This window comes from Spirochaeta dissipatitropha (assembly GCF_054657935.1).
In genome coordinates, this window is sequence record NZ_BAAHXT010000008.1 from 158,958 (window position 1) to 171,032 (window position 12,075).

The window sequence follows — 12,075 nt, forward strand, 5'->3', positions numbered from 1 at the left end:
GAGGTAATATGAAAAATGTATTCAAGGGTTTGTCGGCTGCAGCCTTCATATCGGCAGTATTTCTGATGGTTGCCAGCTGCGGATTATTTCCGTCGTCGGTTCCGCAGATAGATGTATTCCGTGTACTGAATGGGAACACCTGGGTTTCTGCGGGTGAAAGCCTTGAAATAGGCATTGGTGTGGAACTCAAAAACTTTGCTGTCAATGCGAAAATTGCCAGAGAAGATGGCAGCTCAGCTTCCGACACCGGTGGGGTTATCCAGGTATGGGTAGAAGGTGAGTCAACACATCGATTTTCCCAGCGCTTTGATGGAACAATCGAAGAAGTAATTAACCGTCAACAGGGAGTCAGCTTTACCGAAGAAGGTACCTACAAACTTTTCGGACGCGTAGTAGCAGATAACGGAAGCGAAGTTGACTCAAAGGCAATTACCGTTACTGTTCTTGCTCCGCTTATGTCCGACCTGATATTTGAGACAACAACTAATTTGCCGAGTAATGGTTTTGCCGGAAACAGTCTGAAGTGGACACTCAATTCAGACCATGATGATGCGGACAAGGTATCCGGATTCAAAATTGGATTCAAACGTGAGGGTCGAGCCGCTTTTGCGGGATTTGGCCTTTCCCATGGAGAGCCTGCTACCTGGGAAATAATCAGAGAAAGTAACAGTCTTTTAAGCCGCAGTGGAAATGAGTACAGCCTGAATGTTAACCTCGCTGAGACTTATGCTGATGATGACAATGTTTACTGGCAGACTGATAACAGAAGTATTTCGTACAAGGTGATTGCTGTAGATGCAGAGGGTGATGAAATTATGACCATTTATGGTCAGAAAAAACTTCAGCTTTTTGACAGGATCAGAGTGGTAGAAGCACGTCGGGACGGTACCAGTATGATTCTTCGTTTTACCGGCTCCTCTCTGGCAACTCATTTCGAGCTGGAGGTTAACCTGCATGCCAATACAGGCTATACCTATGTCTTCAATGCCACTGGCAATAACAAGTTAGTAAGGGCGAGATCCGATTTTGATTCAATCCGGGAAAGTGATTGGCAAAATAAGCCTTCTTCCAAGACCTCTTACATGTACCAGATTATTCTGAACAATGTGCCTGTCAGCGATAACTGGAACGATCGGAGCACATTCAGGGTTACCCCCGGAAAATCTGCAAGTGATCTGTACAGCACTGGATCCAATTCGGCCCTGGCAAGATAGACCGGGTTTCTCCCATAACGCCGGCCCTTCGGGGCCGGTTTTTTTTGGCCATATCAGGTTTTTTTACAGTCATGAGCTATACTACCTGTACTATGATTTATTCAGCACAGCGTACGTTCCGCTTTTTCAGGGCCTACATAAAATCGATGCGCCTGTACTACTCCTTTGTCACCGGTCTGGTCGGATGGCTGGGGGTTTCCTATTATCATTACCTTGCCGGTCATGGCGATTATGGTATGGAGGCACCTGGACTGCCTCGGCTTCTGGTAATACTGTTTCTGCTTTTTATTGCCTGGGGAATCAATCAGATTATCAATGATTATCTTGGCCTGGCTGAAGATAGGGTGAATGCCCCCCAGCGGCCGATGGTGAGCGGTGAACTTTCACATGGCTGGGCGCTTTTACTTTCGGGTCTGCTTCTTGCCGGCGGTATGCTGATTACTGCGTTGTTTCTGAATCCCTGGGCTCTGCTGCCACTGACGGCTGGCGTGCTCCTGAATGTGCTGTATGAATACGCCAAGGCATGGGGAATCTGGGGGAATCTGGTATTCGGCCTGTCTATAAGCTGCGGTACTCTGTACGGCTTTATGGCATGCGGACCGGTACCGAGTCAGGCATTCACCAGAACCTGGATCAGCGTTCTGGCACTGGCTGTTCTGAACAATGCAGTCATGACCTATTACACCTATTTCAAGGATTATGAGGGTGATTCTGAAGCCGGTAAACATACCCTGGTGGTTCGGCTCGGCTTGAATCGGGCGCGTAAACTGGCTGCTGTACTGGGCTTTCTCCCGGGAGCTGCATTCTTTCTGCTGACAGGGGTGGGGTTAATTGCTGTTCCCCTGAACCCGGTTTTTCTTTTCCTGATTTCGCTGACGATTTTCCTTCAGATCTGGAACGGTCTCAATTTTTCCCGGCATCCTCATGGGGCTTCAGCCTACCGGCACCTGGAAGGGAATTTTCGTGCATATACCTGTGTATTCGCCGCATTTATTGCGCTCTTTACCCCACATATCGCCATGCAGGTTTTCATTGTGACCTATATTATGGTCGGTTTTCTGTTCAGCCTGCATAAAAACCCGAGGGCTTGAGATGAAACTCTTCGAGCCTCTCAATATCGGGCGGTTAGAACTACCCAACCGAATCATTCGTACGGCCACTTTCGAAGGTATGGCCGATCCGGAGGGAAATCCTGGTTCTGTTTATATTGATTTCTATCGCCGTTTGGCTGCTGCTGATATAGGGCTGATTATCTGCGGTTTCGCATTTGTCTCTTCCGACGGAAGGGCCATGCAGCCCGGACAGGCCGGAATCGCAGATGACAGCTCGATTCCATACTGGACCAGGCTTTGCTCGGAGGTTCACGCAGCCGGGGGCAGGATTGCCCTGCAGCTGGCTCATGCAGGGAGGCAGACCTCGGCGGCTTCGTTGCCCCGGGGGCTGGTTCGGGGAATTTCCGGAAAACGAAGCCCTTATTTCCGCAGCCGGCCCCGTGCATACAGCACAGATGAACTGCATCGGGTTGCTGGTGATTTTGCGAGGGCGGCTGATAGAGCCAGAAAGGCCGGCTTTGACGCGGTACAGCTGCACGCGGCCCACGGTTACTTGCTGCACCAGTCCCTGCATCCCGGTATAAACACCCGAAAGGATGAATACGGGGTTGATCACAACAGCGGCATCGGAACAGGCCTTCTTGAAGAGGTGATTTCAGAAACCCGGAAACTGTGTGGGCCGGAATTTCCTGTGCTGGTAAAAATCAGTGCAGATGATGATCTTCCCGGTGGGGCAGGAGCGACAGGATTCGAGGTACTGATTCGCTTTCTTGACCAGCAGCCAGTAGATGGCATCGAAATCAGTTATGGAAGCATGGAGATGCCGCTGAATATTTTTCGCGGGGATGCTCCGCTCGATCTGATCCTGGATCATAATCCCCGTTATCGATTGCAAGGTGCGCTCAAGCGCCGGCTCTGGAAGCTTATCGCGGCACCAGTTCTGCGCAAGAAAATTCTGCCCTTCAGACCAGCCTGGAATCTGGATTATGCACGGCAGGCCCGAAAGCTCACCGGAAAGACAATAATTTCTGTAGGCGGCTTCAGACATGGGCGTGAAATGGAAAAAGCCCTGGTCGAGGAGTCCTGCGATTCGATCGGTGTCTGTCGACCCTTTATCTGCGAGCCGGATTTTGCAGTAAAACTGAAAGAAAGATCCGCAAATTATCGTTCGAAATGTACGAACTGCAATTTTTGCGCTATTCTATGTGATACACATGAGGTAAGCCGGTGCAGTCGGAGGCAGGTATGAATCTCGAAGAAAAAGTTCTGGAAATTGTGGCTGAGAACAGTCACAACAAGGACGTCCCGGTCACTCTGGATTCGCGTTTTAACGAGGATCTTGGAATTGATTCTTTCAGTACGATCATGATTCTGAACTCGATTGAGGATGAATATGATTTCAATCTGGACACTGCCCTGCTCAAAGGCGTAACGACCGCCAGGGACGTAGTCGCCATGCTGAAGGAGCATTTTCCCGAGCTTGGAGATCAATAGTGTCAATCCAGGATTTTTATGCCCGGCATGAGCAGGATTATTCATTAGGTGTACATACCGATGGCTTCAATCCCTTTTATCAGCAGCTGGAGGGCGGACTCACAGATCCTGTCAGAATCGGGGGGCGGGATTTCATCAATCTGGCAGCCAACAACTATCTCGGGTTGGCTGCAGACTCCCGGGTGCTCTCGGCTATGAAGCATAGTATAGATCTATATGGCGCCTCACTTTGCGGGACTCCAATTGCAACCGGCTGCTTCACTGAATTTCGCAGACTCGAGAAGAGACTCGCCGCATTTGTCGGACTTGAGGATGCTATTCTGCTGCCCTCATGTTATCAGGCCAACAATGGCCTGTTCAGGGCAATAGCAGGGGAGGAAGACGCCATTCTGGTGGATCAGTATGCCCATTCATCGCTTATTGAAGGTCTTCGGATGCCCGGAGCAAAGGTAAGGCCTTTCCTGCATAATAATCGCGATTCACTCGAGAGAAATCTTGAAATGGCACGCGCTCACCGACAGGTCTTTGTGGTCAGTGAATCGGTGTTCTCCACTGAAGGCTCAATCGCTCCCTTCCAGGATATAGTAGAACTCTGCAGGAAATACTCAGCGGTTCCGGTTATTGATGATTCACATGGTATTGGCGTCTTAGGCAGCAGCGGCAGGGGGATTCTCGAGCACTCAGGAATCAGTGAATATGAGGGAGTTTATACCGCATCTCTGGGTAAGGCACTGGCCTGCTCCGGGGGTATGATTGCCGGAAAGAAGTCTCTAATCGATTATCTTCGTTACAACTGCAGTCAGCTCATTTATTCTACAGCCCTGCCGCCGGCAATCATCGGTGGACTGCATGCTGTACTCGATATTATAGAGACCGATTTTTCTGCACTTTCAGCGCGCATGTGGCAGCATAGATCCTGCCTGATTGAGGCTCTGCAGTCAGCAGATTTGCCTCTGGCATACGGTGATGCACCAATAACATCGATTGATGCAGGGGGGGATGCAGAAACATTGCTGCTGACCCGGCAGCTTTTCGATAAGGGAATACTGGCAACTCCATTTATCTATCCTTCTGTCCCGAGAGGAAAAGGCCGGGTACGTCTGATTGCCGGCGCAAACCTGTCTGATGCCTCGGTTCAGCAAGCTGCTGCTGTGCTCTCGTCATTGCAGATTCCGGAACTCTGAATGTCCTGCTTTCTGCTGATGAATCCTGGATCCCGGCACGGGAGCAGTGCCCGTCTCTTTTCACGGATCCACCGCTATGCCCGGGAGGCCGGACTCTTATATGATTACGCGATCAGTAAAAGCCTGGATGATGTCAGCGTTCTTGCAGAACAGGCGCAGCGGCAGGGCTATGATATTATTGTAGCGGTGGGGGGTGACGGGACCATAAACCGGGTGCTAAGCAGCTTTTACAATGAGGAAGGCCGGAGCATTTCTGCTGCTGTAATGGGCGTGATCTACACTGGTACCAGCCCTGATTTCTGCCGGAGTTACGGCATACCGCTGGATATCCGGGCTGCGGTGCAGCTTATTGTTGACACCGCTGTGGCGGAAGAAAGCTCAAAAGGCTCTCCTGAGATATCTCCACTGCTTTCAATGCTGCCGGGACTGGTGATTTACAACAGCCGCCCGGTTACTGGAACATTCGCCGCGGACAGGAGTTTTGACCGGAGTTCCTGTTTTGGCTGTTGCGTCAATGTTGGAATCGGCCCAGCACTGGCGGAAGCCGCAAACTCTGGTATTCGCGGGCGGATCGGGGATAAGGCAGGCACTTTTGCTTCGCTAATTCGTGTCCTCAGGCGCTATATGCCGGGTTCCTGTGAACTGGATATAATTGATCATGCCGGCCGCTTGAGTAAGCAGATCTGTCATGAAGTCTACAGTATTTCGGCCGGTCGCAGCCGCTATATCGCTTCGGGAATCAAGGTATATGATGGCTACCCCGGGGCCGGAATAAAGGTTTCAGAACCGGGGCTCTACCTCATGAGAATTACTCGGGGCCGGGACTGGAATCTACTTCGAGGGCTCTGCTGGATCTATTCCGGCTGCAGGAAAAATTCCACGGAATCGTTTATACTGGAGCTTTGCAGGGAAATTTCTGTCTCGGTCAGTGAAGAATCGATCGGGCAGACAATTGAGTTTGATGGTGACTGTCGCGGATTTCTGCCTTGTAAAATCAGCACGGTGGAAGAGCCGCTGAAACTTATAAGCAGGAGCACCGAGCCGCAGCAAAGAGAGTCAGGAAACAGGAAATGAGCAGAGAAGAGAATTTGATTCGGGACATGCATAGCATACTCAGCGAGGCATCGCGCAGGCGCAAGGACAGAGCTGCAGTGTTCACTGCTGATGCCGAATCCTTCATGATAGAGAAGCCATGCCGAATGCTCAGCAATATCGACGAATTCTCGGGTGAAGACTGCTTCCGTGAGGATTCTGCATACAATCTCGGCTGGAACACTGCTGCCGGTGCAATCTCCGATATTCACGCTTCGGGTGGGCATGTCAGATTTCTCAGCCATGCGCTTACCATATCCAGCAAATGGAGCCGGGACTACTGTCTTGATTTTGTACGCGGTACTGCGGATGTACTGCGTGAATGCGGTGCCGATTTCCTCGGCGGCGATTTCGGCATTGCCGATGAATGGCGCTGTTGTGTGTCTGTTATTGGTGTAGCAGAGGAGCGGCATGTTCTGAGAAACGGCGGAAAGCCAGGAGATATTCTCTACACAAGCTCTCCCTTCGGAGCGGGCAATCTCGAGGCTTATATTCAGCATTTCGGCGGAACCTCGTTAAGCATCCGGGCGGCGGGGCTGTGGCACCTGCACATTCCGCTGCGCACCGAAACCGCCAAACTCATCGCCCGCTATGCCTCTGCCGCCATTGACAGCAGTGATGGCGGCTATAATGCAGTAGATATGCTGGCCAGACAATCCGGAACCGGCTTCATGCTGAAAGATATACCCATAATCCGGCCGGGACGCTGGGCAGCACGGATCAAGAAAATACCTGAGCTACTGCTGTTTTTCGGTGAAGCAGGGGAATTCGAGCTGGTTTTTGCAGTACCTCCAGAACAGGATCGAAACTTCCGCCGCGATGCTGAACACCATGATTGTCCATTCATCCGGATTGGTGTGCTGGCAGATCCCGGTACAAAACAACTTGATTACAAGGGACACAGCTATGACATGAGTACTTTTGAAATCCGCGGCCGTGACTATGCCGACCGTGCTGTGTATCTGCGGCGTCTGGCTGACTGGCTGAATGGATAAAGTATTTTCAGTCCGGGTGTAGCAACCGAGGAGAACTAAATGGGCAGCAGGAGAAGAGTGGTAATAAGCGGCATTGGTCCGGTCAGTTCGCTTGGAAGCGGACGCAAAGATTTCCAGGACAATATTCTGGCAATGGGGTTAAGACCGAAGCCTATACCAGCTGACTATGAAGATAGGTATCATTTTCAATCGAGATTCAAGGTGCCTCTGCCTGAATCAGGCTTTGATTCCTGCGGCTTCCCTCCTGCAATCGGAAAAATAATGGATGGCTATTCGCGGCTGGCTGTCGAGGCTGCCGTACTTGCCGTTCTTGATGCCGGTCTTGAACTGGAAGCGGGAGAGCAGTATCTGCATGCAAAGACCCTGGGCGATTGCGGGGTGCTGCTGGGCTGCGGAGTCAGTAATCTCGAGGCTGCATTCACTGCCTATCGGGCGCATCATCCTGAACTAATCGATTCGACCCTATCAGATGTACCGGTCTCAAAAGCGTCCCGCTTTCCGCTTATGACAGCCATGAACGTCATGGCAAACTCACCTGCAGCCTGGATATCGATTCTGCTTGAGCTCGGTGGAGAGTGCTCCAGCCTGAATACCGCCTGTGCATCCGGTACCTGTGCAATCGGTGAGGCCTTCCGTAAGATTCGAGACGGCTATGCAGATACTTTTCTGGCTGGCGGGGCAGAGTATTTCCCGGATGAAGATGGTGGAATCATGCGATCGTTCGATGTGCTCGGCACCCTGACCCGAGCGAAGGATGGAAACCCGCGGCCCTTCTGTACAGACCGCAGCGGATTTCTCTTTACCGGTGGTGGGGCCTGCATGCTGCTGCTTGAAGAGCTCGAGCATGCCCGCCGACGCGGAGCAGACATATACTGTGAGATCACTGATTATCAGTCCAATTCAGATGCCTGGAACATCGTCAAGATTGGCCGGAACGGTGACCGCATCCGCGAACTCTATCGCCGATTGCTGCAGGCCCGGAACGCTCCCCCTGATTATATCAATGCCCATGGAACCGGAACCGAGCTGAATGACAGCCTTGAGGCAGAAATCATTCGGGATGTGTTCGGGTCCGCTGACAAGCAGCCGCTGATAAACTCGACCAAGGGACTGCTCGGTCATACCATTGCAGCCAGTGGAGCATTTGAGGCCGCTGTGACAGCAATCTCCATTCATGAAGGCATCGTGCACGGGAATCATATAAGCGAAGCACTACCCGATCTGAATCTCAGTCCCGAATCCAGAGAACTGAATATCCGCTCTGCTTTCTCCTTCAGCTACGGCTTTGGTGGGCATAATGCCGGTCTCGGATTCTCGTCTCTGGAGGACAGATGACAGTCTGCATTAGCGGAGCAGCCGGCCTGGCAGGAAGTCACGCTGCCGGGCACTTTCTTACACAGGGAATCGATGTTATTGCCCTTGAGCGGCATCCGGGGTCTGCTGCATTTCTCGCGGAAGGTGGTGCGCAGGGACTTCAGATTCGCTGCGCCGACATTCTGGATTTTCCAGGTCTTGTGCAGGCCATGCAGGGAGCCGACTCGGTAGTTCACTGCGCTGCGCTTGCCTCCGACTGGGCACCTGCCTCCCGCCTGAATCGAATCAATGTAGAAGGAAGTCTGAATGTGCTTCGTGCCGCTCTTGAACTTGGAATCACAAATGTCATTATTACCGGATCGGTGTCCTCCTATGGGGAAGAGAACTTCAGCCAGGCAAAGAGTGAAAACTCACCCTATAAACCGAAGACCTCCTACTTCTGTGAGCGATTTCTGCCTTCAGCAATGAATCATTACCGGGTATCCAAAGCCGAGTGCACCCGCCGCTGCATGAATTTTGCCGGGGAGCATGGACTGAATCTTGTGGTAATCGAGCCGGTATGGATTTTTGGTGAGCGCGAGTTTCATTCTGGTTTCTATGACTATATGAAAGCCGTGGCAGATGGAAACCGCTTGGTACCAGGCAGCCGGCGAAATCATTTTCCGGTTATCTATGCAGGGGATCTTGCCCGGGCGTATTATCTTGCCTGGGAGAAACAGCAGCAGAATAAGCTAAGCGGACAGCATAGAATCATTATCGGGAACAGCGAAACCCCGCTCATGGCTGATTTGTATGATCTATTCCTGGAGACAGCTGGACTCGGATCAGTTCATCGACTGCCGAAGTTTCTTGTGTATCCCGTGGGTTTTCTGCTCGAGCTGCTGTATGTTGTATTAAGGAAAGAAAGCGCTCCACTGCTGACCCGTGCACGGGTAAATATGATGTACGACAACAATGAATTCTGTGTTGACAAGGCCCGTGAGCTGCTCGGATTCTCGAATGGCACCCCGCTTGACCAGGCAGTGCAGAGGACTGTCGACTGGTATATACAGCAGGGTCTGCTGCCGCAAGCCGGAGTACGAAATACTGTCCGGGGCAAGGAGAGTCACAATGATTCGTGACAATAATAAAAGTCAGGATATCCATAAGATTCAGGGCTTTCGAAGCCTATACGGCATCCGGCGGCGGCTCCTGAAAATACGGGTGATCCTTGGTGTTTTTTTTCATTTTCTCCCTCTGATGCTGCGCGGCAGGCTCAGCCCGAGGCGCTTTACGGCGTTTTCCCGGCGCATGCTGCTGTTCTTGCGCATAATCGATCACAACAAGTTTGCTGTAATGGGCGGCGGCAGCACTGGTGTTGCCGGCAGCGCAAGCTCTGGATCCGGGGCTCGTCTCGAGCTCTACCTGCCCTCATACCCAAGCCGGGCCTTCTTCCATGCCGCAGAGAAATTCCTTGAGTTCGATGATATGTTTCCCTGCACCACAGTGCTGCTTTCCATTACATCAGCCTGTAAGTTTGCCTGTCCGCATTGTTACCAGCGCCTGGACAAGGGACAGGACATGGACATAGAGCGGCTGGTCGAGATTGCAAGGCATCTGCAGAACAGCGGGGTGGCGTTTTTCAACATAGAGGGAGGGGATCCCTTTCTGAAATTCGACCGGCTCACCAGGCTCTGTGCAGCTATCGACGACCGTTCGGAGATCTGGATTAACACAACCGGCGAGGGCTTGACAGTCGGTCGGCTGACCGATCTGAAGAGCTATCCCGTGACCGCCCTCATGTTCTCCCTGCGGGCCGCCGACCGGGAAGGTTTCGCACGCTGTATGGGATCGGACCGAGGCTGGGATCTAACCCGGGAAGGAATCAGACTCTGCCGGGAGGCCGGGCTGATTGCCGCCGCCAACTCATGTCTATCCAGAGACGACTTCTACAATGGAACCTTCGAAAAAGTCATGAACCTGGCCCGCGACTGGGGAATCAGCATACTACAGCTGATTCACCCCAAGCCTGCCGGCGCCTGGCTGGTGGACGGTCCGCAGCGCTTCAGCCAGGACGATCTCACGCATGCCAAAGAACTGGTGACGCGTTATAACCAGCACCCCGATTACCGTGATTACCCCCCGATCTCTGCCCAGCTGATCGAGGAAAGTTCTGAAGTCTTCGGCTGTACAGCCGGCGGAACTGATCGGTTTTATATCAATGCCAAGGGTGATGTGCAGCCCTGCGAATTCCTGAACATAAGCTACGGGAATGTTCTCGAGGAGGATTTTGCACGGATCTATGCCCGCATGCGCAGCGATTTCAGTCAGCCCGGAACGGCCTGGCTCTGCGAGCAGTGCAGCCCCGGCATCCGGGAACTATATCTTGAGGAAAACCGGGGGCGTCTGCCCCTGACTCCCGAGTCCAGCAGCAAAATATCCGGAGTATGGGACCCAGGCGGTATGACTCCCATATACCGGAAGCTCTACGATCTGAAATAAAGGCAGAGGAGACACTGCAGCCGCAGAATCCCGATTTGGATGCTATACTGAACAGAACACCATAAAAAGGGGACAGACATGAAAATACTATTTCTCGGCGGATCCGGAATTATCAGCTCCGCCTGCAGCGCACTGGCAGTCGAACAAGGCATGGAATTGAGCGTGCTCAACCGCGGCAAGACTCAACTCCGCCCGCTTCCACCGGAAGTCGAGCAAATCAGAGGTGATCTCTTCAATCCGCAGGAACTGAAAACCCTGCTCAAGGGTCGCTACTTCGACGCCGTTGTGCAGTTCATGGCCTTTGTACCCGCTCACATCCAGAACGACATAGATTGCTTTCGCGATATCTGCGGTCAGTATATTTTTATAAGCAGCGCATCCGCCTACCACACTCCGCCGCTCTCCTGGCCGGTAACGGAATCAACCCCGCTGCACAACCCCTTCTGGGAATACTCCCGGAACAAGGCCGTCTGTGAACAGTTACTGCAGACCGAGTACATAAATAGCGGGTTTCCTATGACCATCGTTCGCCCCTCGCACACCTACGATAAAACCCTCATACCGCTGCACGGCGGCTACACCAACATACAACGCATGAAAGCCGGCAAGCCCATAGTCATGCACGGGGACGGCAGCAGCCTCTGGACCCTTACTCACCACCGCGACTTTGCAAAAGGCCTTATCGGTCTGCTCGGCAATGAAAAAGCCCTTGGCGAAGCCGTTCACATTACCTCCGACGAAGCCCTCACCTGGAATGCCATCGCCCAGCTCATGGCCCGTGCCCTTGGCACTGAAGCCCGACTTGTTTGTGCCCCCTCGGAAGTCATCGCCCGCTATGATCGCGAATGGGGTGATGGACTACTTGGTGACAAAACCCACTCCATGGTATTCGACAACAGCAAACTCAAACGCCTCGTCCCCGGCTTCCAGGCCGTAATCCCCTTCCACCAGGGCGTCCGTGAAATAATTGACTGGTATGAACAGAATCCCGAACAGCAGAAAAGCGATCCAGTTCTCGACGCCACCATGGACCGGATTATCGCTGATATGCAAAGCCTCGGAACATAAGCCAGGATGGCAGCACCGCAATTCCCTGCGGCATACTGAATCAGTTACCAACGGGAATGGCGGTAGTGCTTTTGTATTAATTCATTTTTTGTAAGTAGAATTGCAGAGTGAAGTTCAGCATTAGCAGTAATGAGACGGTCAAAGGGATCACAAGTCAAAAATCTCCAGTGCAAGCTCGGAA

At 52.3% G+C, this 12,075-nt stretch carries 11 protein-coding genes; all 11 read left to right on the forward strand.

The annotated features are described in order from the left end of the window. The first annotated feature begins 8 nt into the window (after nucleotides 1-8). The 11 genes from ACYQ2L_RS11355 (at nucleotide 9) to ACYQ2L_RS11405 (ending at nucleotide 11,894) form a co-directional block, all read left to right on the forward strand. Entirely contained in the window at nucleotides 9-1,214 is a 1,206-nt protein-coding gene (locus ACYQ2L_RS11355; protein WP_460055603.1) for a hypothetical protein, read from the forward strand. 92 nt (nucleotides 1,215-1,306) lie between these two features. Continuing rightward, on the forward strand, nucleotides 1,307-2,305 hold the full coding sequence (locus ACYQ2L_RS11360) for a UbiA family prenyltransferase (protein ID WP_460055606.1): 999 nt from the start codon (nucleotides 1,307-1,309) through the stop codon (nucleotides 2,303-2,305). 1 nt (nucleotide 2,306) lies between these two features. After that, nucleotides 2,307-3,515 carry an NADH:flavin oxidoreductase gene (locus tag ACYQ2L_RS11365; protein ID WP_460055609.1) on the forward strand — a complete coding sequence of 403 codons (1,209 nt, stop codon included), beginning with the start codon at nucleotides 2,307-2,309 and terminating at the stop codon, nucleotides 3,513-3,515. Further along, on the forward strand, nucleotides 3,512-3,760 hold the full coding sequence (locus ACYQ2L_RS11370; RefSeq protein ID WP_460055612.1) for an acyl carrier protein: 249 nt from the start codon (nucleotides 3,512-3,514) through the stop codon (nucleotides 3,758-3,760). The genes ACYQ2L_RS11365 and ACYQ2L_RS11370 overlap by 4 nt, the downstream gene beginning before the upstream one ends. Next, on the forward strand, nucleotides 3,760-4,944 hold the full coding sequence (locus ACYQ2L_RS11375) for an aminotransferase class I/II-fold pyridoxal phosphate-dependent enzyme (protein ID WP_460055616.1): 1,185 nt from the start codon (nucleotides 3,760-3,762) through the stop codon (nucleotides 4,942-4,944). Before ACYQ2L_RS11370 ends, ACYQ2L_RS11375 begins: the two co-directional genes overlap by 1 nt. A gap of 18 nt (nucleotides 4,945-4,962) precedes the next feature. Then, on the forward strand, nucleotides 4,963-6,018 hold the full coding sequence (locus ACYQ2L_RS11380) for a diacylglycerol/lipid kinase family protein (protein ID WP_460055619.1): 1,056 nt from the start codon (nucleotides 4,963-4,965) through the stop codon (nucleotides 6,016-6,018). Continuing rightward, nucleotides 6,015-7,031 (forward strand): AIR synthase related protein, encoded by a 1,017-nt coding sequence (locus ACYQ2L_RS11385; protein WP_460055622.1) that lies wholly within the window; start codon nucleotides 6,015-6,017, stop codon nucleotides 7,029-7,031. The genes ACYQ2L_RS11380 and ACYQ2L_RS11385 overlap by 4 nt, the downstream gene beginning before the upstream one ends. Before the next feature lie 39 nt (nucleotides 7,032-7,070). Continuing rightward, entirely contained in the window at nucleotides 7,071-8,366 is a 1,296-nt protein-coding gene (locus tag ACYQ2L_RS11390; RefSeq protein WP_460055625.1) for a beta-ketoacyl-[acyl-carrier-protein] synthase family protein, read from the forward strand. Beyond that, entirely contained in the window at nucleotides 8,363-9,466 is a 1,104-nt protein-coding gene (locus tag ACYQ2L_RS11395) for an NAD-dependent epimerase/dehydratase family protein (RefSeq protein ID WP_460055628.1), read from the forward strand. The genes ACYQ2L_RS11390 and ACYQ2L_RS11395 overlap by 4 nt, the downstream gene beginning before the upstream one ends. After that, complete coding sequence (locus ACYQ2L_RS11400; RefSeq protein ID WP_460055631.1) at nucleotides 9,456-10,826, forward strand: radical SAM protein; 1,371 nt, start codon at nucleotides 9,456-9,458, stop codon at nucleotides 10,824-10,826. The genes ACYQ2L_RS11395 and ACYQ2L_RS11400 overlap by 11 nt, the downstream gene beginning before the upstream one ends. Nucleotides 10,827-10,904: 78 nt before the next feature. Next, nucleotides 10,905-11,894 carry an SDR family oxidoreductase gene (locus tag ACYQ2L_RS11405; RefSeq protein ID WP_460055634.1) on the forward strand — a complete coding sequence of 330 codons (990 nt, stop codon included), beginning with the start codon at nucleotides 10,905-10,907 and terminating at the stop codon, nucleotides 11,892-11,894. Nucleotides 11,895-12,075 lie beyond the last annotated feature (181 nt).